At 43.2% G+C, this 22,301-nt stretch carries 19 protein-coding genes; 10 read left to right on the forward strand and 9 right to left on the reverse strand.

Features of this window, described 5'->3' with window-relative positions:
- The first annotated feature begins 2 nt into the window (after positions 1 to 2).
- The gene (locus R8P61_00085) at positions 3 to 443 is read left to right on the forward strand and encodes an SRPBCC domain-containing protein (GenBank protein MDW3645441.1); all 441 of its coding nucleotides are present in this window, start codon (positions 3 to 5) and stop codon (positions 441 to 443) included.
- Positions 444 to 596: 153 nt separating this feature from the next.
- On the opposite strand, the gene R8P61_00090 is transcribed toward R8P61_00085, so the two are convergent.
- Complete coding sequence (locus R8P61_00090) at positions 597 to 1,517, reverse strand: LysR substrate-binding domain-containing protein (protein ID MDW3645442.1); 921 nt, start codon at positions 1,515 to 1,517, stop codon at positions 597 to 599.
- A gap of 101 nt (positions 1,518 to 1,618) precedes the next feature.
- On the opposite strand from R8P61_00090, the gene R8P61_00095 reads away from it, so the two are divergent.
- The 3 genes from R8P61_00095 (at position 1,619) to R8P61_00105 (ending at position 2,789) form a co-directional block, all read left to right on the forward strand.
- Entirely contained in the window at positions 1,619 to 2,095 is a 477-nt protein-coding gene (locus tag R8P61_00095) for a Dps family protein (protein ID MDW3645443.1), read from the forward strand.
- A 75-nt stretch (positions 2,096 to 2,170) separates the two neighbouring features.
- Positions 2,171 to 2,632, forward strand: coding sequence for an ankyrin repeat domain-containing protein (locus R8P61_00100; protein MDW3645444.1), 462 nt, complete (start codon positions 2,171 to 2,173; stop codon positions 2,630 to 2,632).
- A 1-nt stretch (position 2,633) separates the two neighbouring features.
- Positions 2,634 to 2,789 (forward strand): hypothetical protein, encoded by a 156-nt coding sequence (locus R8P61_00105; protein ID MDW3645445.1) that lies wholly within the window; start codon positions 2,634 to 2,636, stop codon positions 2,787 to 2,789.
- Between the two features lie 176 nt (positions 2,790 to 2,965).
- Here R8P61_00105 and R8P61_00110 read toward each other — a convergent pair whose 3' ends face one another.
- Positions 2,966 to 3,658 (reverse strand): TIGR04283 family arsenosugar biosynthesis glycosyltransferase, encoded by a 693-nt coding sequence (locus R8P61_00110; GenBank protein ID MDW3645446.1) that lies wholly within the window; start codon positions 3,656 to 3,658, stop codon positions 2,966 to 2,968.
- A 137-nt stretch (positions 3,659 to 3,795) separates the two neighbouring features.
- Here R8P61_00110 and R8P61_00115 point away from each other — a divergent pair, with 137 nt between their 5' ends.
- On the forward strand, positions 3,796 to 4,911 hold the full coding sequence (locus R8P61_00115) for an energy transducer TonB (GenBank protein ID MDW3645447.1): 1,116 nt from the start codon (positions 3,796 to 3,798) through the stop codon (positions 4,909 to 4,911).
- Between the two features lie 95 nt (positions 4,912 to 5,006).
- Entirely contained in the window at positions 5,007 to 6,122 is a 1,116-nt protein-coding gene (locus tag R8P61_00120; protein ID MDW3645448.1) for an energy transducer TonB, read from the forward strand.
- On the opposite strand, the gene R8P61_00125 is transcribed toward R8P61_00120, so the two are convergent.
- Positions 6,119 to 6,703, reverse strand: coding sequence for a tRNA-(ms[2]io[6]A)-hydroxylase (locus R8P61_00125; protein MDW3645449.1), 585 nt, complete (start codon positions 6,701 to 6,703; stop codon positions 6,119 to 6,121). The two genes, R8P61_00120 and R8P61_00125, sit on opposite strands and share 4 nt — an antisense overlap.
- A gap of 284 nt (positions 6,704 to 6,987) precedes the next feature.
- Here R8P61_00125 and R8P61_00130 point away from each other — a divergent pair, with 284 nt between their 5' ends.
- From R8P61_00130 to R8P61_00145, 4 genes are all read left to right on the forward strand, one after another.
- Positions 6,988 to 7,857 carry an RNA polymerase sigma factor gene (locus R8P61_00130; GenBank protein MDW3645450.1) on the forward strand — a complete coding sequence of 290 codons (870 nt, stop codon included), beginning with the start codon at positions 6,988 to 6,990 and terminating at the stop codon, positions 7,855 to 7,857.
- A 157-nt stretch (positions 7,858 to 8,014) separates the two neighbouring features.
- Positions 8,015 to 8,620, forward strand: coding sequence for an SRPBCC family protein (locus tag R8P61_00135; protein MDW3645451.1), 606 nt, complete (start codon positions 8,015 to 8,017; stop codon positions 8,618 to 8,620).
- Between the two features lie 231 nt (positions 8,621 to 8,851).
- Positions 8,852 to 12,550 (forward strand): methionine synthase, encoded by a 3,699-nt coding sequence (metH, locus tag R8P61_00140; GenBank protein MDW3645452.1) that lies wholly within the window; start codon positions 8,852 to 8,854, stop codon positions 12,548 to 12,550.
- Positions 12,551 to 12,745: 195 nt separating this feature from the next.
- The gene (locus R8P61_00145; GenBank protein MDW3645453.1) at positions 12,746 to 13,393 is read left to right on the forward strand and encodes an outer membrane beta-barrel protein; all 648 of its coding nucleotides are present in this window, start codon (positions 12,746 to 12,748) and stop codon (positions 13,391 to 13,393) included.
- 498 nt (positions 13,394 to 13,891) lie between these two features.
- Here R8P61_00145 and R8P61_00150 read toward each other — a convergent pair whose 3' ends face one another.
- The 6 genes from R8P61_00150 to R8P61_00175 form a co-directional block, all read right to left on the reverse strand.
- On the reverse strand, positions 13,892 to 16,897 hold the full coding sequence (locus tag R8P61_00150) for an AAA family ATPase (protein ID MDW3645454.1): 3,006 nt from the start codon (positions 16,895 to 16,897) through the stop codon (positions 13,892 to 13,894).
- Positions 16,898 to 16,902: 5 nt separating this feature from the next.
- Positions 16,903 to 18,051, reverse strand: a complete 1,149-nt coding sequence (locus R8P61_00155; GenBank protein ID MDW3645455.1) for a hypothetical protein — start codon at positions 18,049 to 18,051, stop codon at positions 16,903 to 16,905.
- Positions 18,051 to 19,169 carry a trypsin-like peptidase domain-containing protein gene (locus R8P61_00160; protein ID MDW3645456.1) on the reverse strand — a complete coding sequence of 373 codons (1,119 nt, stop codon included), beginning with the start codon at positions 19,167 to 19,169 and terminating at the stop codon, positions 18,051 to 18,053. Before R8P61_00160 ends, R8P61_00155 begins: the two co-directional genes overlap by 1 nt.
- A 265-nt stretch (positions 19,170 to 19,434) precedes the next feature.
- Positions 19,435 to 20,172: an SDR family NAD(P)-dependent oxidoreductase gene (locus R8P61_00165; GenBank protein ID MDW3645457.1), complete on the reverse strand. Its 738-nt coding sequence runs from the start codon at positions 20,170 to 20,172 to the stop codon at positions 19,435 to 19,437.
- A 203-nt stretch (positions 20,173 to 20,375) separates the two neighbouring features.
- Positions 20,376 to 20,951, reverse strand: coding sequence for a Crp/Fnr family transcriptional regulator (locus tag R8P61_00170; protein MDW3645458.1), 576 nt, complete (start codon positions 20,949 to 20,951; stop codon positions 20,376 to 20,378).
- 10 nt (positions 20,952 to 20,961) lie between these two features.
- Positions 20,962 to 22,245 (reverse strand): glycosyltransferase, encoded by a 1,284-nt coding sequence (locus tag R8P61_00175; protein ID MDW3645459.1) that lies wholly within the window; start codon positions 22,243 to 22,245, stop codon positions 20,962 to 20,964.
- Between the last annotated feature and the right edge of the window lie 56 nt (positions 22,246 to 22,301).

The raw sequence follows: 22,301 nt of genomic DNA on the forward strand, positions 1-22,301 counted from the left end.
ATATGGAAAGCACTGTTGAAATCAGCATTGATATTGCTGCCAGCCCTGAGCGAGTATGGGATACGCTCGTGAATCCGGATTTGGTGGAGCAATACATGTACGGAGCCCGCACCGAAAGCGATTGGCAGGAAGGAAGCGAACTCCTGTACACCATGATGATGGAAGGAAATAAACTTACGGTCGTAAATGGTAGTATCCTCAGGTTTGATGCTCCAAAAGTATTCAAGCATACGCTTTTCCCTACCACTGCCGACTATCCCAATGTCCCGGAAAACCATCTTCATATTACCTATACCCTCAACAAAACTGAAACAGGAACCCATCTGCATATTCTGCAAGAAGGCTATGATCGGGTAGAAAATGGAGAGAAACGTTATCAGGATACCCTTGATGGCTGGGAAATGGTGTGGGAGAATTTGAAGGAAGTGGCGGAAGGGGAATAAGTGTTCACGTTTTCGGGTGTCCTAGTGTTCATGAGCTGCTTAAGATGTGTTTTTTGTTCTAGTGCGGCAGTGGATTCTGACTACGGTCAACCACAACACTAAAACACTACAACACCATATTATATTCCTTGAACACGAGAACACGTCTGTTCCTTACAATTCCACCACCAACATCTCTTTTTTCCTCTTCAGGGCCTTCGGCAGATGGCCAAGTATCTCCTCTCCCAAAACTTCAATCAAACGGCTTTTGACGAAATTTCGATGCTTGACCAGGCTAATTTCCCGAACCGGGCTAGGCTTTTGGAATCGGGTCAATTGCTTTTGACGCTCTTTATCGAGGCGAAAGGCTGCGAGTTCCGGCAGGATGGTGATGCCTTGCTGACTATCAACCAGATGAATGAGAGTCTCCAAACTCCCGGATTGATATACCAACTGCTTATCTTCAGCTCTTCTTAGCTCACAAAGATTGATGACCTGTCCCCGCAGGCAATGTCCTTCTTCCAACAATAATAGATCATTGGGATTGATGTCTTCCGGTACGATATAATTTTTTTTCTGAGCTTGAGGGGTATATAGGTAAAATTCTTCATAAAAGAGGGGCTGCTCCAGGATGCTGGATTCATTCAGGGGGGTAGCGAGAATTCCCACATCAAGATTTCCTCTTTTGAGCGATTCGATAATGTTTTGGGTATTGATCTCTTCGACTATCAGTTTGACTAAGGGATATTTCTCCAGAAAATCACTGATGAATAATGGCATCAAATAACTGGCAAGGGTAGGAATGATCCCTACTCGGAGTTCTCCGGAGATGATGTTTTTGGCCGAAGCGCCTATATCCTTAAACTTTCCCACTTCCTGTAAAATGATCCGTGCCTGCTCAATCAATTGAAGACCTTCTGAAGTCGGCATGACCGGCTGTTTACTGCGGTCAAATATCTGTAAGTCCAGTTCCTCCTCCAGTTTTTGAATCATCATACTCAAGGTCGGCTGCGTAACATGACAGGCCTCTGCTGCACGCGCGAAATGTCGTTCATTGTCAACGGCTATGATATAGTTGAGTTGTTGGAGAGTCATGTACAAATATAGATAATATCTATTTAAGTATAGAAATTATCAGTTTGATTTATATATCTGCTCTCCCCAATTTTGTCCTACAACAAAACAAAACAGCTATAATGCTTTTACAAACAAACTACATAGGACTTGATGGACAGAAGGCCATTCAGTTGGCCGAGTCCCTCAATAAACTTCTGGCAAATTATCAGGTCTTCTACATGAATGTAAGGGGCTATCACTGGAACATCAAAGGAGAGAAATTTTTTGAACTTCATGCAAAGTTCGAGGAGCTTTATTCAGATCTCCAGATAAAGATTGATGAGATTGCCGAAAGAATTTTGACTTTGGGGGAAACACCCAGGCATAGTTTCAGTTCCTATTTAGAGCAAGCGGAAGTAAAAGCTCATGAAGAAGTGAGGGAAGGACGTAAAGCGGTAGAAGGAATCCTTGGAGCTTTCCGTATACTTATAGGCTTACAGCGGGATTTGCTTGAACAATCCGATAAGGCAAATGATGAAGGGACCAATGCCTTGATGAGTGACTATATCCGGGAGCAGGAAAAACTGGTCTGGATGTATGCAGCTTACCTGGGATAATTCCCTTAGTTCGTTCTTTTTATTCATGAGAAAATAAAAAATCGGGAGCATTAAGTTCCCAATCATCCTTTTAATATGGATATCAACAACTTTATCAGAAACGGAGAAATAGAAAATCTGCGTTCGGCTATAGAAGCTGAGCCTGCTTTGATCCAGCAAAAAAACTCTATGGGATTTACGCCCCTGATTCTTTCGACTTATTACAATCAAAAAGAAATCGCAGAGTATTTGTTGGATAAAGGGGCCGAAATCAATGCGCAGGATGCAGCTGGGAATACTGCCCTCATGGGGGTATGTTTTAAAGGCTACCAGGAAATCGCAGAGATGTTGATCGAAAAAGGAGCAGAGATCAATATGCTGAATTTTAATGGAGCGACTGCCTTGATCTATGCAGCAACTTTCGGCCAAATTGAAATCGCCAAAATGCTTTTAGCAGCCGGAGCAGATAAAGACATCCATGATACCAAAGGAAAAACAGCCTTGCAACATGCAAAAATGCAAGGGAATCCCAAACTCTTAACCCTATTGGAAGATTGATATGAGCAGCATTGCAAAAGAAAAAACTAGAAACTCCGCTAAGGGAGATCGTATGCAGGAGCTGGAACAAAAGGTGGACCTCCTCCTCAAAAAAGTAGACGAATTACAAGCGACTTTAGGGCAAATCGACAAGCACTATAAGCCGCTTATCAACTAATTTTTTATTTTCTCATTTTTAGACCCCTTGTTCAGCTTCAAGGGGTCTTTTTTTTTGCCATTGGCAAAAAAAAAGTGTTCTAGTTCGCCCGTGTTCTTGTGTTCAAGGGAAGGAGAACGTGTTTTAGTTTTGTTGTGCGGCAGTTAAACCAGAACACGTGAACACAAGAGCACGTCTCATTCCCTCAACATCCCCCGATACGTCCGGACCAATTTTTCCTGCGGAAATCCCAGAAAATACATATTGAAAACCACCACATTGGCCAATTGGACCCGGAGCCAGCTATTCTTGTTGTATTTGCGGGCAGAGACGATGATGTCTTTGGGAATAATTTTGAAGGGGATATGCTTGCGGGCCCGAAGGAGAAATTCATATTCTTCCATAATGATGTGGTCTTCCCGAAAGCCTTCCATTTCGAAAAAAAGCGAACGGGGAATAAACATGCTTTGATCTCCTCCCCGGAATGAAATTTTGTCAAATCGGGTCAACCAGGAATTGAATTTTAGAATAGGGCTATTGGAATCAAATTGGAAACGATAACAACCCATGGGAAAGCCTTCTTGTAATGCCGCTTCTATGTCATCCAGGTAAGTAGAGGGAGGTAGGGTATCTGCATGGACAAAATAGAGGATATCTCCTTTTGCTTGCTCTGCCCCCTGATTCATCTGGCAGGCCCGACTCTTTCTGGAGCAGCTATAGACATGTTTCAGGCCCAGTTTTCGAGCCTTTTCACAAGTCTGATCCTCACTCCCTCCATCTACTACAATGATTTCCAATAAGCGTTCGTCTCGATGATCACATAATTGTTTGATCAATCGAGGTAGATTGGTCTCCTCATTATAAGTAGGGATGATAATGCTGATTAGCATAAAATTGTGTGTAGCAGTATGGGCAATAAAGAGCCTTTATTCTCTTTCTACAAAATATCTTAATGAATTATTTAAACTTTGTCGCCTGGAAGTTATTTTTGACATATTCCCTTGATAAATAGCTATAAACAATCAAAATGAAATACTTCCCACTTCTACTTGGGCTATGTTTTTTTTCCCTGAGTTTGTCCTCCCATGCACAGGATACACTCTATCTCGATGCGAATAAACGGGTAATTCCCTTTTCCGCAGAGGTGGAGTATTATGCTTTCTTTGGGAAAGAAGGGAAAGAATGGATGTTTCGGTCCTATTTCCTCAGCAATAACCAGCTTCAAAGCGAAGGAGCTTTCACCAATAAGAAACGAGAGAAATACAAAGGCGAGTGGAATTACTATTACGAAAATGGGAACAAGAAAAGGACATTCAGCGATTTTGAAGATGGATATGCAAGCGGACCTTATACCGCTTACTACGAAAATGGAGAGGTCCAATTCAAAGGTTTTTATAAAAACGGGGTTTATTCAGGAGATTGGATAGAGTGGTATAAAGATGGTACAAAAAGAGGCGAATTTTCTTATCCAAATAAAGCGACCTGGCCTCTGATTCATAATCTATGGTTACCGGATGGAAGTCAAACGATCAAGGATGGAAATGGAGAGTACGTAAAATTTCGGTTGGGAGATGAGAATCCCATGTTTGTTGGGAATGTCCAGGATAAATTACGAGTAGGAGAGTGGAGGAGCTATTATGAAAGTGGGGAACTTTTAGAGAAAGTAGAATTTGAGAAAGGAGTGGCAGAGGGCGAATTGAATTATTATCATGAAAATGGGGAAATCGAATTTTCAGGTGAATTGAAGCGGGCTGAGTTTATTGGGATGTGGAAGCTGTTTGATGAAAAAGGGAATATACTTCAGGAGATAGATATTAAGGATGCTTATGGAAATCGGGGCAATCCTCCCTACATGTTTGGGCAAAGAAGCGCTTTCGCGCTCAACATAAATGAAATCCGGAAACAAATAGGGTACCCAAAGCTTGCGCAGGATGCAGGCATTCAAGGGCAGGTATTGTTAAGGGTTTTATTTGATGAAGAAGGAGAATACCTGAGACATGAAGTACTCAGCGAAGTTCACCCTATTCTCACAGAAGCTACCCTCAAACATATCCATAAACTGAGATACACCAAAGCTATTCAGGATGCCAAAGCTATTCAGTTCTGGGCCTATGTTCCCTTCAATTTCAAACTGATCAACTAGATTTTTTAGTATACCTAATAACACTTGATTAGCGCAATTTGAATATTTTTGTTAAATAAACGTTTAGCATACACACAAGACTAACATTTACGGCATTGAAAACACATCAACTAATTATCCTGCCTTTTATCCTGTTTTTGATTACTGCTGAACTAGCTGCACAGGATACCCTTTACCTGGACAAATTTGATGACCTTACGGAAGATTTCTCTGAGGCAAGATATTACGGCTTCCTCCAGAAAGAAGGGAAACTATTTGTCCTGACCAGCTTTTTCATGAGCAATGGAAACATACGAAGTAGAGGAGCTTACAGTAGCAGAAAAATGAAGAGCCAGGAAGGCGAGTGGACTTATTTTTTTGAAAATGGAAATAAAGAGGAAGTCTGTAATTACATAGAAGATTCCCGAGAAGGAGACTTCGAAAGCTGGCACAAGAATGGGAATCATGCAAAGAAAGGGCAGTATGAGGACGGTTGGAAAATCGGAGTCTGGGAGCAATGGTATGAAGAAGGAACGAAAAGAGGCGACTTTAGCTATGTAAAAAAGTTCAATTTCCCCCTGGTAAAAAATCTTTGGCTGGAGAATGGAGTACAATCAGTTGCCGAAGGAGAAGGGAAGTACATCAGTTACAAAGATGATTCAGACGAGATGCAGGTTGTGGGGCAAATAAAAAATCAAAAGCGGGAAGGTGAATGGAAATTTTTCCGGGGGCATGGAGACATGTATGAAAATCTATTCTTTAAGAATGGAAAAGCCGAAGGAAAAAACACCCGTTACCATCAGAATGGAGAAATGGCTGCCGTGGGAAACTATGGAAACGGAATCCCTATGGGGCTTTGGCAATACTTTGATTCAACCGGAGAGGTGATTTACGTAAAGAATTTCCAGGGGGAACCAAGTGTGGTCCATGATGGAGAACATGATATGGGTTCCTCAGTACCTATTCCTACAAATATTGGCCTGATCAAACGAGCGATTGGTTACCCCTCCAATGCAGTCCGTAATGGATGGCAGGACGAAGTGATAGTTAGGGTCCTGGTCGGAAAAGATGGGCAATACCTCAAACACAAGGTGGTTAGGTTCAGGAAATCCATCTTCGTTAAAGCCATAGAGGAAAACATTGAACACATCCGCTTTGTCCCTGCATTTCGAAAAGGAAAACGAATCAAATTCTGGGTCAATATCCCCTTCAACTTTAAGTTGTTGAATTAATGCAAGGCTGGCCTGATTTTCAGCCCCATCAAGGTCTCTGCCTCAATGGCTACTAATTCATGCAGCCTTTTCTCCACACTGGCTTCATCAAAATAATTGAGGGTCATCTTTACAAAGATATGTCCATGTTTGGCTTCTGAAGCCCAAAGCTCATGATAGAATTTCTTGAGCTCACCGGGAGGTAAAGCTTCATATACCAATCTAAATCTTTCGGCGCCTCGGCACTCAATCACCGAAGCCCAGAGCATACGATCCATAAAACGTTCCTCCCTGCCCGTTCTGCAGCTTTTCAGCAATTGCTTCACATACAAATCCTGACCCATGGAATCAGGAAGACGCAGACCCCTTTCCTCCATAATCGCATAGACCTGTTGGAAATGTTCCAATTCTTCAACCGCAGTCTCAATCAACTCAGGAATGATCTCCACACGATTGGGATATTTGGCCACAAAACTCATCGCCATGGAAGAAGCCTTACGTTCACAATCTGCATGATCCAGCAAAAAGGAATCAAAGTCATCCATTACAGCTTTGATCCATTCGGAAGGACTATCAGCAATCAGATCGGCAGAGAGTTTCATAAAGAAATGTGTTAGAGTGTTGTAGTGTTAGGGTGTTAAAGTTGATATCGATTATTCTCCTGCACTAAAACACTCCATTTAAGCTTGCTTCTTTTAAAAGGAGAGGCAAAATTAGTAAAAAAAGATAGAAAGTGTTGTAGTGCGTAAGTGTTGTAGTTTTTCCAAAGTCTACCAAACTACAACACCATAACACTACCGTACTAAAACACATTTTTTAAAAAATCTCGATTTTTTTGTCACACCCGCTCAAATGTTCTCTCTAATTCAATAAACAAGGGATATTCATGAATTTATCAGCCGGAGATTTCGAACTATTAAAAGACGAGGAATTGGTTACACAGGCTCGGGAGGGAGAAAGACGAGCCCTGGAAATCCTCCTAAAACGTTATCAGGCCTTTATTTATAATGTAGCCTGGAAAATGGTCGGCAGTCCTCAGGATGCAGAGGATGTCATGCAGGAAGTAATCATTAAGGTGATCACCAATCTCTCCAGATTTGAGGGGAGAAGTGCCTTCCGTACCTGGATTTATCGGATCACGATCAACCACATGCTCAATATGAAAAAGAAGAGCCTGGAAGAAAGGCTCACAGATTTTTCGGACCATCAACAAGCCCTGGCCAATATTCCAGATCGGGAGATGACAGCTGCCGAGGAATTAGAGATGGCTGAATATGTGGAGGAAGTGAAAATTCGCTGTATGTCGGGCGTGCTGCTTTGTTTAAATCGGGAGCAAAGACTGGTATATATCGTCGGCGATTTGCTGAAGCTTAACCACAACACGGGAGCGGAATTATTTGAGATCAGCAAAGACAATTTTCGTCAACGCTTATCCAGAGCCAGAAAAGATCTCTATAGCTATATGAATCGACAATGTGGCCTGGTCAATAAGAGCAATCCCTGTAGATGTAATAAAAAGACCAAGCATATGGTCGAAAACGGACTGGTAGATAAAAATGCTTTGCAGTTTAACCTCAAAACCCGTAGAAAATTCTTTGAAATAGCACAGGAGCGATATTCAGAAGCTTTTGGGCGAATGGAAGAAGAATACGATAAACTCTATGGCGAGCATCCTTATAATGAGGAACTGGACATAAAAGTGATACATGAAATCCTCAAAGATGTCGAAATCCAGCAACTATTCAATCTGAATTGACGATGTGTAACGGATCTCCGAAAGACTGTCTCTTGTAGACATCTTTCGGGCCTCTTTCCAACAATATGTAGAAAATCCTAAAAACAGCAATAACTGCTGAAAGGCGGCCTATTGCCTGAAAAATCATTAAACCTAATTCACATAATATTCAAATCTTATGAAAATCAATGTTGGAATGCTAACAGCCGTTTTGATGATCGGTCTGTTTTTAGGAATGGATCAGGAAGCCTATGCCCAAAGTATGGCAAAAAAGTTTAAGGTGATTGATGTGGAAAGAGTTATGCCATTTTCTGCTGAAAAAGTCTGGGCGGCAGTAGCTACAGATTATGGGAAAATCGCCGAGTCTCACCCACGGATTGTTCACTCAGATTATGAGTCCGGCTCCCTGAAGGGCGAATTGGGAGCGCAGCGTATGTGTGCTTTCAATGAAAAAGGAACTCAAGTGTTGCATGAGAAAATCGTCGATTGGGATGAGGAAAATATGACCTTTGTCAATATAGTGCTGGAAGCCAAAAAATTTCCCCTCAATGAAGACAATACACGAGCCATCTACAAAGTAACTCCCATCGATGCCAATAGCAGCAAATTGAGTATGCATATGGAGTTTCGTACTTCTCCTGCCTTTATGGGAGGAATGATGAAAGGGAGTTTCGAGAAAATATTGAATAACTATTTGATTGCAGTTGAGCATAACCTCAAAACCGGAGAGCCCGTCAACCGGGAAAACTTCAAAGACATTCGCAAACAATATGCGAGTAAATAGCCTAAGATCTCCGTCTAATGTGTGTAAACCGTCCTGTTTTTGGCAGGGCGGTTTTTCTTTGACAGCCTGAATGAAGATAGCTAGAGGATCAAGTAGTCTTAGCTACTGTAACAGACACTCTTAATTGGTGAATTTCTCAATTACTCCTTGTAACATTTTCCCTGCTTTCGCTAAACAGAAACCGCAAAAAAACGTAAATTTGAAGTCTTGTTTAAACGTATAGCAGTTCATATGAACGATACACAAACTCAAAGCAATACCCAGGCTCTCCTTCAAGAATTACTGAAGACTCGTATTTTAGTCCTTGATGGCGCCATGGGTACCATGATCCAACGGCATAAATTAGAGGAAGAGGATTTCAGAGGAGAACGCTTTGCGGATCATCCTTGTCCGGTAAAAGGCAACAATGATATGTTGTCGATTACTCAACCTGAAATTATTAAAGACATCCACCGAGCTTATTTGGAAGCCGGTTCAGATATCATTGAAACCAATACCTTCAGTTCTACTTCCATCGCGATGGCTGACTACCAGATGGAAGAATATGTTTATGAGCTGAATTATGCTTCGGCAAAAATAGCTCGGGAAACGGCCCAGGAATATACCCTGGCAAATCCCGACAAACCGCGTTTCGTTGCAGGATCATTAGGTCCGACCAATGCATCAGCCTCTTTATCTCCGGATGTAAATGATCCGGGATATAGAGCCGTAACTTTTGACGACCTGGTTGAATCCTATAAAGAACAGGCAAGAGGCCTGATCGACGGGGGCGCAGATATCATTCTCATTGAAACTGTATTTGATACCCTCAATTGTAAAGCTGCCATCTTTGCTGTAGAAGCTTTATTTGAGGAAATCGGGATGACTTATCCAGTCATGGTTTCTGGGACCATTACAGATGCCAGTGGACGTACCCTTTCAGGTCAGGTTGTAGAAGCTTTTTGGGCTTCCGTTTCTCATTCAAATCTTCTGAGTGTAGGACTAAACTGTGCCCTGGGTGCCAAACAATTGCGTCAATATGTAAAAGACCTTTCGAGGGTTGCGCCTATTAGAATCAGTGCTCACCCCAATGCTGGTCTTCCTAATGAGTTTGGTGAATATGACCAGACACCTGCAGGTATGGCAGCGGTTCTCAAACCTTTCCTCGAAGACGGTATCGTCAATATTTTGGGAGGATGTTGTGGAAGTACGCCAGAGCATATCGCCGCTATCGCAGAAGTGGCCGCTCAATTTCCCCCTCGGGTAGTTCCCGATCCTACAGATCTACCCACTTTTAGTGGATTAGAACCTTTGGTACTGACAGAACTTACCAATTTTGTCAATGTAGGGGAAAGAACAAACGTTACAGGTTCCCGTCGTTTCGCCCGCCTGATTAAAGAAGAGAACTATGAGGAGGCTTTATCTGTAGCTCGCCAGCAAGTAGAAGGAGGAGCTCAGATCATAGACATCAATATGGACGAAGGCATGCTGGATTCAGAGGCGGCCATGGTCAAATTTTTGAACCTTTTAGCTGCAGAACCAGACATTGCCAGAGTACCCATCATGATCGACTCATCCAAATGGGAGATCATAGAAGCGGGACTCAAGTGTATTCAGGGAAAAGGAATTGTAAACTCCATTTCGCTTAAAGAAGGCAAAGAGAGATTCATCGAGCAAGCCAAACTCATCAAAAGATATGGAGCTGCTACAGTGGTGATGGCATTTGATGAAAAGGGACAGGCCGATACCTTCGAAAGAAAAATTGAAATATGTGGAAATGCCTACAGAATTCTGGTAGAAGAAGTCGGCTTTAATCCGCAGGATATCATATTCGATCCCAATATTTTTGCCATTGCAACCGGAATCGAAGAGCATAACAATTATGCCGTAGATTTCATCAATGCAACGCGTTGGATCAAGGAAAATCTTCCTCATGCGATGGTAAGTGGAGGGGTAAGTAATGTCTCTTTCTCATTCAGAGGAAACAATGTAGTACGTGAAGCCATCCATGCGGTATTTCTTTACCATGCCATCAAAGCAGGTATGGATATGGGGATTGTGAACGCGGGTATGCTACAGGTCTATGAGGATGTCCCCAAAGATTTATTGGAAAGGGTAGAGGATGTTGTATTAAATCGCAGGGATGATGCAACTGAGCGTCTGGTAGAATTTGCCGATACCGTAAAAAGTGAAGGCAAAAAGCGGGTAGTAAATCTGGAGTGGAGGGAGAAGCCGGTAAATGAAAGGCTGGCTCATGCCCTGGTAAATGGAATTGTAGAATACATAGAAGAAGATACCGAACAAGCCCGTATGGAAGCCGAAAGGCCTTTGCATGTAATCGAAGGTCCGCTGATGGATGGGATGAATATCGTGGGGGATCTTTTCGGTTCAGGTAAAATGTTCCTTCCGCAGGTAGTGAAAAGTGCCAGGGTGATGAAAAAGGCAGTAGCTTATTTGTTGCCATATATGGAGTCCGAAAAAGAAGGACAGGAGGCTAGCAATGCAGGTAAAGTGCTGCTGGCAACAGTGAAAGGAGATGTTCACGACATTGGGAAGAACATCGTAGGAGTGGTGCTGGCCTGTAATAACTTTGAGATTTTGGATCTGGGGGTTATGGTTCCTTTGGAAAAGATTCTGGATACAGCTCAGGAAGAAAATGTAGACATCATAGGATTGAGTGGTTTGATCACGCCTTCTTTAGATGAAATGGTCTACATCGCCGAGGAAATGACCAAGCGCAAGATGGATATGCCTTTGTTGATCGGTGGAGCGACTACTTCACGAATTCATACAGCGGTCAAAATTGCACCTAAATTCCGTGGACCTTTGGTTCACGTATTGGATGCGTCCAGAGCCGTACCAGTTGCCAACAACCTCTTGCAGGAGGATGAAGATCGAAGAGGAGCTTATGCAGATGAGTTTCAGGAAGAGTACGACAAACTTCGCGAAGGACATTTAAGCCGTCAAAGTGCCAAGTCTTATCGCAGCCTGGAAGATGCTCGCGCGAATAAGTTTCAGATCGATTGGGATAAAGGAGTCGCACCTTCACCCATCAAGCCCGGTATTACCGTTTTTGAGGATTATGATCTGGCTGAGATTCGCGAACTGATCGACTGGACGCCTTTCTTCTATACCTGGGAACTCAAGGGACGTTATCCCAAGATCCTCAAAGACGAGAAAAAGGGCGAAGAGGCGAGAAAACTCTTTGCAGACGCCAATGAAATGTTGGATAAGATCATCGCGGAAAAATGGCTGCAAGCCAGAGCCGTGATTGGCCTCTTTCCTGCTAATACGATCAATGATGATGACGTGGAGGTTTATGATGAAAGTCGTACAGAGACCATTGCCAACTTCTTCAACCTCCGTCAGCAAGCCGATAAAAAGAATGCTCCGAATATTTCCATCTCAGACTTTCTGGCCCCTAAAGATACGGGCCTCGAAGACCACATGGGAGGCTTTGCAGTTACGGCTGGTTTAGGGATCGAAAAGAAATTGGCTGAATTTGAAGCCGATCATGACGATTACAAAAGCATCATGCTCAAAGCCTTGGCCGATCGTTTGGCAGAAGCCTTCGCAGAGCTTATGCACCGTCGAGTGAGAAAAGAATTCTGGGGCTATGACGCCAGCGAAAACTTCAGCAATGATGACCTGATTCGTGAGGCTTATAAAGGCATTCGTCCCGCTCCCGGTTATCCTGCCAATCCAGACCATACCGAGAAACTCACTTTGTGGGATTTACTGAATGTGGAGGAAAATACGGGCATTACCCTGACCGAAAATCTGGCCATGTATCCAACGGCTTCCGTCAGTGGGCTTTATCTGAGTCATCCGGAAAGCCGCTACTTTGGAATCGGTAAAATCACCAAAGAGCAGGTCGAGGAGTACGCGAAACGCAAAGGAATGAGTGTGGAGAAAATGGAGCGTTGGCTGGGGGCTAATTTGGCTTACTAGAAAAAAGAATTATTCATTAAAGATATAAGAGGGATTGATAGCTCAGGCTATTGATCCCTTATTTTTTTGACAGGGAATCCTTATGGGGTAAGGAGATAAATTTCCCCCTCATGCAGCATTCCTATATCTACTCTCCGTCATAGAGGCAAATCCATTTTTTACTACACGCATTTCGAAATTACATCAAACACAAATATGAAAAGCCTCAAAATTTTATTGCTAACTATCCTGAGTTTCTCTTTTATTCAAACTCAGGCGCAAATCAGAATCGGACTTAAGGGAGGAGTAACACGTGCCTGGCAGGACTATGGCCCTGTCTCTGTTCCAGATGGTGCCGAAACCCATGTCATGGGCATGAATGTAACTGCTACAGCCTATTATTCACTTGGAAAGCACATCAGTATTGGTATTGAACCTGGTTTCGCAGAAAGGGGAGCTGCCTGTATCCCGGGCTTCATCATCTTCGATGGGGATACCAAATTCTTCCTGGATTATGTACAAGCACCTGTAATGGCCATGGGAAGATTGCCGCTGCTCAATGAGCGCATTGAAGTCTTTGGGAAATTAGGATATGGGGCTTCCTTTCTGGTCGGTGGGCAGCAAGAAGATACGCCCAACAATGACGAACCCATTACCCGCACCGACATCGAACTCGGAGAGAACTCCATCCTGAATCGCTGGGACCATGGAGCTTATGGAGGATTGGGGATCGGATTGAATCTGGGTAAGACGCAAATTTTTGTGGAAGGTGATTTGTATGCAGGATTCAGAGATGCTGAACGTGCCAATTTCTCTCAGAATCGAAGTATATCTGTGAATTTGGGAGTGAGTAGGGAGCTTTGACCCTTCCGCTACAGCCCCGTTTCCTCAAGAAGGAAACGACCCACATTTGGCATTCTTACAATTCTAATACTGGCCATCAGTGCACTCCTTTGTTCTGTATGAACAAGTGAGTTTGTGTTTCATAAATTATACTACCGCAGGTCATCTCGAAGTTTGAAGGTGTGAGGGCTTGAGTGCTGAGAGATCATGTATTATTTGATCTATCCAAAATACAAGGTCTCTCGGCGCACGGGAGCCTATCGAAATCCAAGCCTCGAGATGACACGCAAACCGAAGGTGTCACCCTGACCTAAGTGGAAGGGCCTCAAATACTTGCCCACGGCCTTGCCAAATCTTATAATGATAGGATTGTTTGGGCACTTGATTGAGATCCTTCGACAGTGCTCGGGAAGACAAATCTTATCCTCGAGATGACAAGGCTTTTAAATGGCATCGCGCGCACTCCATTGTTCCGAAGGTCAAGGGAGTGTGGGCCTGAGGCGGTGGGTTCTCGGTGGGTCACGCCTCCGGATTCAACCCACTCTCCACTCTATCCAGAAAATCTAATAGAGCTTCCGAATAGCGATTGATTGCCCTGATTTGAGCCTTTTCATCTATCACGCCTTTCTTGGATTGGCTTTGGGTGCGTTGGTAGCGGTTCCAAAGGAGAACAAGATCGGTATCAAAACGAATCTGATCGGTTTTCTCCAGAAGTTCTCGCGTACTGTCAAAGGCTCCATGCAAATCCCCCTCAGCAATCATTTCTCGGATGTAGTTAATCTGATCTTGCATTGCCAGCTGTTCTTCATAGGAGCTTTCGGCTACCTTTTCCATTCCTTCACCCACTAAATCCGCATATTCAGATACGTCCCTTTGTTCCAGAAATTTGGCAAGGTCATGAAGATTCTGCTTTAGACTACCTGCCTCTGAAATGTCAACCAGGGTAAGAGAAAAACGGCTGAATAAAAGTTCTTCTATTTCCTTGACAGAGGTGAGTCTTTGCTCTAATGCTTCCAGAATTCTCCTGTATTGGGTATCTGGCAGAAGCATCTGGTGGATCTGATACAGAAATTCTTCTAAGTCTTTGCTGGACAATTTTTGGGATTGGAGCTCCCGTTGGTTTTTATCAAAATCAATCGCCCTGTAAGGCCTGGGGATAAAATTCCGGGGAATTCCCTGCTCTTCTTCTGAGTCGCTTATATCTAATGGAATTAAAAAATTATTGCCAGATTTAGGATTGGTTCTCGCCCGGCAAATATAAGATTGGATATTGAGTGCAATCCGATCCTTAAGACCGGTCGATTCATATTTTCTGGACCGATCCAGTACATTCTCGGAAAATTCATACTTCCCTTCACACTCATAGAATTGGGCTTCCAATAAAGCTTCTTTGGTCCCATAGACACCTGCCCCCATAATTCTTCCTATTCGGTCCTTATATACATCAAGCTTTTCAAGTCTCAAGGCACTCTTTGCCTCATAATACCAAAGGGAACTAGGATCCAGGCGCTTGGGATAACGCTGGAATATCCGTTCGATTTCCTCTAGTGAATCTCCATGCCCCTCTTTGAATACCTCTTCAACCAGATTTATGAGATAGGGTTCTAATGAAGCCGCAGATGCATTTTTCAAGACCTCATCATCAACCGTAATATTCAATTTATTTGCCAATAGAATATAGGCATTTAGGGGTAATTCAGTCAGAGAGTTTTCGATGAAAGGTCTGATTTTATCTGAATAAAGTTCCTCGATTATAGCCGGATCATCCCCTCTTTTTAGTCGATGGTACAGATACTCTGCTTGATCTTGCGGAGCAGTTTTATCCTGATAAAATGCGATGGCATTCTCATGAATTTCCTGAGATTTGACTTCCTTATCCTGAATGATCAGATCATAGAGTGCGATTCGCAAGTCCTGCCGGAAACTCAGACTGCCATGCGATTCGGTAATGAGGAAAGATTCCTGTTGGAGGTCCTGATAAAGTTGCCAAGCATCGGCTGCATCAATTTTTCCTAAGCCACAAGGTTCTGCCAGGACATGTTGTATGACATCCGAAGATATTTTTCTCACCAATAATCCCGGAACAGCCAATTGTCGTACTCGATCATTATGGATATGGTCGAGGTTTCTCCGGACCAAATGTTCCTGTATTCTACCTTCGTCTATTTTGTCGAATAGTTCCTTTCCATTCAATTTAGCGATGGATTTACCTTGTGCCTTGGCTTCTTGCTTTACTACCTGAGCAGCCAGCTGTATTGTCAGGGGATTGCCTCCGATGCGATCGGCTATTTCCTCTACCAGGTCCCGATTATTTATTTCTAATGCTTCCAGATAGGCCATCGTAGAGGCCTTGTCGAAGGAGGTAAGAACCATACGTTCGAAATTCCCATAAGCGCTAACCATATCCGATCGGCCAATGATTATAGGGCGAAAAGAAGAAATGACCCCGCTTACTTCCCGAAGAAATTCAAAGAGATTATTGAGGTCCGTAATGGTGGCTCTGTACTGAGCTTCTTCAAATGAATCGAGGATCCAAAGTACGGGCCGTGAAATCTTCTCAAGATCATATCGGAATCTATCCAGATATTGACTGGTGATGGAGTCGTAAATGAGATTGCGCGAACCTACATTGGACTTGGACATCTGCTCAATGTCCACGTATTTGCTCTGTCGATCGCTTCTCAAATAGGTCTGGATATCATGCCGCATATCTGTGAAGAGCTCTGACAATTCTGGGAACTGGACTTTCAACTGGCGTAAGCCTTCCGAAACCAGTTGCAGAGGTTCTGAAATGGACAGTCCCGGTCTGTCAAAGTCGAGGTAAATAAAAGGAACTTTATTAGCCTTATCCTCTTCCACAAAATCCAGGATAAATTTGGCTAGCAGAGTCGATTTCCCAATACCACCTATGCCGGAGATCAATAGAGGATCTGTCTGGCCAGTCTTGCTTACGTATGTTCTGATTTGATCCAGTTCTTTTGTTCGGCCTTGAAAATTTTCGGTCAGCGTGCTAAAAGGACGTAGGAGACTGTCTCTTTTGATGAGGGCATTAATTGCTTCTTTATCTGGTAAATCATAGGAAGTTTTGGAAAACCAATCCACAAAACGAAGAGCCAATACCAGTTCTTTTGAAGTCAAGGGAGTCAGATCAAGTGTTTTTTCAGCTAATACCTTCTCATAGAAAATCTGCGATTCCCCTTTCTCAATCCCTTTCATCTTCATCAAATGAACTTTTATCTGATCTTCCTCCTCCATATCCCTCAGGATTTCTTTGCGTTCATAATCCTTTAGGCTATAAAGATCTGCTTGGCCGTGAAAGACGCTATATTCCAGTAGTATTTCCCGATCCTCCTCACTCAGTTTATCTCCCATGACTTGTCCATACATACGGTGGAAATCCTTTAAGCCAAAAGAGATCAAAAGTGCCGCCAGTCGCATGAAGGGATATTCGCTCAATGCCTTTTCTTCCTCATCCAGAATTGACTGGTTGAGCAGATCGAAGTTTATTTTTTTCTTTTCAGACATAAGACTTAAAAATCACCAGCCATTACCAATTGTCTTTTCAATTTTTTGTACCAGCGTTTGGCCTTTTTTCCAATAGGCTCAACATTGGGATTTTCGTTGAAATCCTGGTCCTTAAATATCTCCATGCCTTTGTCGATAAATTGCTCGCTTGCCTTGAGTTCATCTGGAAGCACATCCGCAAATTTAGCAGAGAGAAAAACATGAATCTTTTCGAAAAACTTTTCAATATGCTCTTTTGAGAAGGATTCCATGATGTTTTCAGCATAGGGGATGTCCGAATCGTCGAGTAGATCCAGGCCCCGTTCTGTATAGCCTGCAAAAATGAGGTAGCCCGGTGCATTTTGGAGGGTCAGCAGAGAAGCCAGGCCTGTGAGGAAGTCGTAGGTTTCATCTGCTACGGTATCTTTAAAATGATCGAGGAAAAATAATTGCGCCTGCTCGGATTTCTCCAGATGCACTTTGAGGTTAGTGAGGAAAGACTGGTACTTAAAGTCCTTGCCCAGGCTGGTATCCAGATTTTTGTAGCGATCTTCCATATCCAGGTTAATCGCCAGATGCTTGGCGATATGGACGGATTGCACCAATTCATCTGTCTTGTTTTCGAGATCAAAGCGTAGGTCAATGCCTACGAATCGAAATAGTTTGGTCGAATCTGCCAGTTCGCTGAAGTAATTTTTTAAATAAGAGGTACCTGTCCGGCTCTTTCCATTCACGAGTAGAAGTTTAGGGACGAGTGGATCTCCATGGAACATCAGGTAGAAATACTTTTTAGTTTCCTTTCTACCAATAAAGGGTAGGTTTTTGGCATCTGCAAAGTCAAAAAGTTCCTTATTATATCTCAGCAAACCGGCAGTATCTCTGCTCACCAATTCTTCCAGTTTCTGGTGGAAACTACTCACCTGTACATTCCCTTGAAAAGCCTGGCAATATTGCTCAATGAAGTAAAAGATGCTTCCACGTACATTGAGTTGCTTGATAAAGTTGAAGCGGATGTCATTAAAAACGGCCATATCCGTACTCACATCACCCCAGCCTATTTGCAATTGGGCATTATCCATTTGCCCGATCAGGGCAATGAATTCCGCCGGCAAACTGTGGGTCGCTTCCAGGCAAGATTTCAGTTCGAGGAGTAAATCGTGTGATAAATTTGCCATCAGGAGGAGCTTAGGTCAATATTTTTTGTTTTCAGGTCTGCTATGATCTTCTGGGCAACTATGCCCTGGTTATACACGGGGTTCCAACTGGGATCACCCATATTGTGCAAGGCTACCCATTCGTATTTTTCATTGAAACAAGGAGAACCAGATGAACCTCCCTTGGTATTTACTTTATATCTCAATCTCATTTTATTCTGATCAGTTCCTTCACTTTTGCTGAATCCAAAGGCGATCTTTTGTGGACTCCCTTTAGGATGCTGTACAATGATGACATGCCCACCTTGAGGCAGAGCCGGATCATTAGAAGGAACGGGAATCCACCCTCTTTTTGCAGGACTCATAGGCGTACCTCCGGCCTGAGGTCCAAAAGGCTCATTGCCAATAGGTCTTTCCAATTTCATCAGAGCATAGTCCAGTTCATCCTCCGGCCAGTTCACCTGTAAATTATCCGAACCGCTCACATCCAGTTGCCCATACGGACTGAAGGCTAAAATAGGATCACTGCCAGCTGGATGTACTTCTGTTCCCTGATGAATCGTGGAGCCATCAGGCAGCACTTTATAATCAAAAACACAATTGACACTTTTTACTTTGGCAGGTTCTTCAATGAAGGATTGTAGGACATGATAATTGGTCAGGATAAGATCGGGCCCTACCAAAAAACCCGTACCCCAGGATCGGCCGATTTCCTTTTCTACTTCAATCCGACATACACAGCGTTCTATTCGTCCCAATTCCTTTAGCATGACAGCCAAATCCAGAAAAGGATTATCGTTGACCATCTCCTCCAGGGCATTGAGGTCAGCCACCGCATGCTCTTCTTTCTCCTGATACATCCCACTTCCGATCCCCAGACTAAAAGCAAGCTTTAGTACTTCTTCATGTTCGGGATGCTCAGCCAGGAAAGCATTGATCAATTCTCCCTGCCATCCTCGTTGATTGGCTGCCTTGATAAACTCAAAAAGCTGAACATTGAAGGGGGAAAGAGGAGAAACGAAATTTAGAAATCCCTTGTCAATTCGAATCTCAGTAAAAGGTCGAATCGTCATGATATCATAATGCGCTTCAAGGGCAGTCCGTAGTATGCCTATCTCAGGGCCGGTTAATTGTCTCACGCTGTGTTTTTCTTTAAGTGCGTATTTCCTATCTATTGTTCAAGGATCATTCCATTTGAGTCCCTTTGTCAAGATACAAATGCATCTAGACATGATTGAGACGAATCAAGTATAGGGAAGCTAATGATTTTGAACCCCATAGGGAGGATGGGGATTAGCTTCAATTTGTCATAAAATCAGGAATAAGTCAATATTTGGGTCATCGTATTTATGCAAAAAAGCCGCTTCCCGAACGAGAAGCGACTTTTTAAGTCTAGGCTAAAGGCTACAAACTATTGATCTTTTTAAAGGCAAAAGCTGGTGCCAGGCGAGAAAGCATGTACAAAAGCTTCACACCCGCGATCTTAACTTCGGCTTTATCTTTTTCGAGGCCCTTGATCATTTCTTCAACCGCTTTCTCTACCGAAATTGCAATTTTGGGAGGATTTCCTTTATGCCAGGGGGTATCTACTGCGGGGAAGAGGACTTCATAAACTTTGGTAGGGTGATCTTTCAGATGTTCGCGAAGGACCTGGGTAAAGGCATGCAAGGCCGATTTGGTTGAATTGTAAAAGGGATAATCGACCCGGGGAGTATAAACGAGGCCAGTCGTTTCATTGATGATGGCAGGATCAGGATTTTTCTCAAGAACGGGAAGCAAAAGTTTGATTAGGTGAATGGGACCAAAGAAATTTATCGCAAATTCTTTATCGGCCATTTCGAGTATGTTTTCCTCTTCATAGAAATTTGCCATATGGACGATGGCTGCATTGTTGATGAGGATATTGAGGTCCGGGTGATAGAGTTTTATCCAGTCGCGGAGCTTTTTACAGTCTTCTTTTTGAGAAATGTCGCAGGCGAAATACTGTAAATCAGGAATTTTTACGTTTGCCGCTTTCAATTTTTCTACTGACCGACCGCATATAATGACCTTATTTCCTTTTTCAATTAAACGGCTTGCCAGTTCGAGCCCTATTCCGGAACTTCCGCCTGTGATCAGTATTCTTTGATTATTGAGCTTCATAATTTTCTTGCTAAATATTTGATTTGAGTCAAAGGTATTTAGCCTGGAAGGGAGAGTCATTGATGTATGTTAAGTGAGAGTTTTTCCACTTTTTTACGGAAAAAAGTGGAGCAAAAACCGTCAAAATTCTAAATCCAACTCTCAAATCCACCCCTCTCACCGAATTTTGAGGGCCAGCGCCGCCTGGATGTTGGCTTTTATGTTTAAATCCCGTTCATGTTTTTCCTGATCCGACTAAGAGATTCGGGAGAAATGCCGAGGTAGGAGGCGATGATGCTTTGTTTGATGCGTTTGTCCATGTCTGGGAATTCCTGGAGGAAGATACGGTAGCGTTGCTCAGCATCGAGAAGTAGGAGTTCGCGTTCCCGTTTTTCTTTGACCATAAAGCCTTTTTGCACCAGGGCCAATAGAAACTGCGTCCATGCCGGGTGGCCCTTTTGTAGTCCTTGCCATCCTTCAAAATCGAAACTTAGGATCTCAGATGATTCCAGGGCTTCTATGTAAAAATAGGAAGGGATTTTCTGGATCATGGAGGAATAGGAACTCAGGATGCTATGTTCGGTGAAGAGGCTTTTGGTAAATTCTTTCCCCTCTGCATTGATATAGACATAGCGAAATAGGCCGGATTGGATGAAGGCAATTTTTCTGGGAATCTCTCCGGCTCTGATGAAATATTCCCCCACAGCTAATTCTTGCCGGACTCTCATATCCAGAAATTTTTCGATTTCCTGATCGGGTAGGGGAGCTGCAGATCTTAATATTTGGCTGAAAGCATCCATAAAAACCAGCCTAAAGTTTTTGTAAAAGGAAGTTGTTCATTAAATCTACCGATTTTTTTACCCCATCTATAGCCCTGAGTTTCTCTTGCATGCGTTTTGCCGCTTTTTGATAAGAACTTTCCTTGAGTTTGCTAAGGGCTTTTAGAAGCCTTTTTTCAGTCAGGGAAAATATCGGAATTCGAATAGCCATGCCTTGTTTGGCAATGCCATTGATGTTGGCTTGTTGTTCCGCTTGAAATCCAATTCCTACCACAGGAGTACCCGCCCAGACGGCAGTTTGAATCGTGCCTTGTCCTCCATGGGTAACGGCTATGTCAGCCATTTCATTTACAAGATGGGCCGGGAGAAATTTGCTGGCAAAGAATCGCTCGTTATTGGGACCTAAATCCTCCGGTTTAAGGATAGTTGTAGTTGCACAAACAATATTCAGATCAGGATCTTTTTTCAAACTTGCGATGATCGATTTCAAGCTTTCCGGATAACCCGAACTCCCGAGAGAACAAAAAATATTGGTGCCAGGTCTGCTATAAACTTCTCTTACTTTCGAAGGAATCGGGAGATCCATACGCGAAAAAATGGGCCCGGTATAAAAATATCCATCTGTAAGATGCCTTTCGTCCAATCCACTCATCTCAGGCATATCAGGCAATAAGGTAATATCTCCTCGGACAAGTTCTGTAATATTATATATAGGTTTGAGTCCAAAGTGTTTTCTCGCTTCGTTAAAAGTCGTTAAAGAAGCTTTTGCAGAATCTCCCATCAATACTTTGCGCATGATCTGGCGTTTGATGAAATCAGGAAGTATGTGCCGCATGAAAAAATTTCGCTCCATCGTATTGGGCATATCGTACATGCCTCTTTGGATAAAAGCCGGGCAGTTTACGGTTGGCACCTGGGTAACCATAGGCAATTTTGCATAGGGAACAGAAATCATACAGCTCAAATTCAATCCTGCATAAACACCATTCGGCTGGTATTCTGCAAAAGCTTTGAGGTCGGCCTCTGCCATCTGAATCCACTGCTCTGTACTTACGGGAAGAGGGGTGCCAATTTTAGCTTTATATCGATTGATATCCATGATGATCTGATGCTGTTCCCAGCTCAATTCAGGAAATAGGTTTTCCTCTTCCAGACCAGCTTTGGAGATCATGTGATTGTGTATGCCTCCGTGATTGAAGAATTTGAGTTGGGCACCACTGGCTTGCATACCTTTAGCCGTTTCGAGTGCCCGGGTAAAATCTCCCAAATTATTTCCATATGAGAAAAACGCCCAGCGTAGGTCTTGAACTTGCATCTGTATCGCTCCTTTAGATAAGGGGGCGAAGATACAAAAATCAACAAAAGCTCATG

This window comes from Bacteroidia bacterium (genome assembly GCA_033391075.1).
GTDB lineage: Bacteria > Bacteroidota > Bacteroidia > J057 > J057 > JAWPMV01.

Excerpts from the sequence above, each read along its gene's own strand:
- R8P61_00105 (MDW3645445.1), top strand. The coding sequence starts at position 2,634 with ATGAGCAGCATTGCAAAAGAAAAAACTAGAAACTCCGCTAAGGGAGAT.
- R8P61_00165 (MDW3645457.1), bottom strand. The coding sequence starts at position 20,172 with ATGAAGCTCAATAATCAAAGAATACTGATCACAGGCGGAAGTTCCGGA.
- R8P61_00170 (MDW3645458.1), bottom strand. The coding sequence starts at position 20,951 with ATGGATGCTTTCAGCCAAATATTAAGATCTGCAGCTCCCCTACCCGAT.
- R8P61_00085 (MDW3645441.1), top strand. The coding sequence starts at position 3 with ATGGAAAGCACTGTTGAAATCAGCATTGATATTGCTGCCAGCCCTGAG.
- R8P61_00100 (MDW3645444.1), top strand. The coding sequence starts at position 2,171 with ATGGATATCAACAACTTTATCAGAAACGGAGAAATAGAAAATCTGCGT.
- R8P61_00150 (MDW3645454.1), bottom strand. The coding sequence starts at position 16,897 with ATGTCTGAAAAGAAAAAAATAAACTTCGATCTGCTCAACCAGTCAATT.
- R8P61_00115 (MDW3645447.1), top strand. The coding sequence starts at position 3,796 with ATGAAATACTTCCCACTTCTACTTGGGCTATGTTTTTTTTCCCTGAGT.
- metH (MDW3645452.1), top strand. The coding sequence starts at position 8,852 with ATGAACGATACACAAACTCAAAGCAATACCCAGGCTCTCCTTCAAGAA.
- R8P61_00090 (MDW3645442.1), bottom strand. The coding sequence starts at position 1,517 with ATGACTCTCCAACAACTCAACTATATCATAGCCGTTGACAATGAACGA.
- R8P61_00095 (MDW3645443.1), top strand. The coding sequence starts at position 1,619 with ATGCTTTTACAAACAAACTACATAGGACTTGATGGACAGAAGGCCATT.
- R8P61_00130 (MDW3645450.1), top strand. The coding sequence starts at position 6,988 with ATGAATTTATCAGCCGGAGATTTCGAACTATTAAAAGACGAGGAATTG.
- R8P61_00145 (MDW3645453.1), top strand. The coding sequence starts at position 12,746 with ATGAAAAGCCTCAAAATTTTATTGCTAACTATCCTGAGTTTCTCTTTT.
- R8P61_00125 (MDW3645449.1), bottom strand. The coding sequence starts at position 6,703 with ATGAAACTCTCTGCCGATCTGATTGCTGATAGTCCTTCCGAATGGATC.
- R8P61_00110 (MDW3645446.1), bottom strand. The coding sequence starts at position 3,658 with ATGCTAATCAGCATTATCATCCCTACTTATAATGAGGAGACCAATCTA.
- R8P61_00135 (MDW3645451.1), top strand. The coding sequence starts at position 8,015 with ATGAAAATCAATGTTGGAATGCTAACAGCCGTTTTGATGATCGGTCTG.
- R8P61_00175 (MDW3645459.1), bottom strand. The coding sequence starts at position 22,245 with ATGCAAGTTCAAGACCTACGCTGGGCGTTTTTCTCATATGGAAATAAT.
- R8P61_00155 (MDW3645455.1), bottom strand. The coding sequence starts at position 18,051 with ATGGCAAATTTATCACACGATTTACTCCTCGAACTGAAATCTTGCCTG.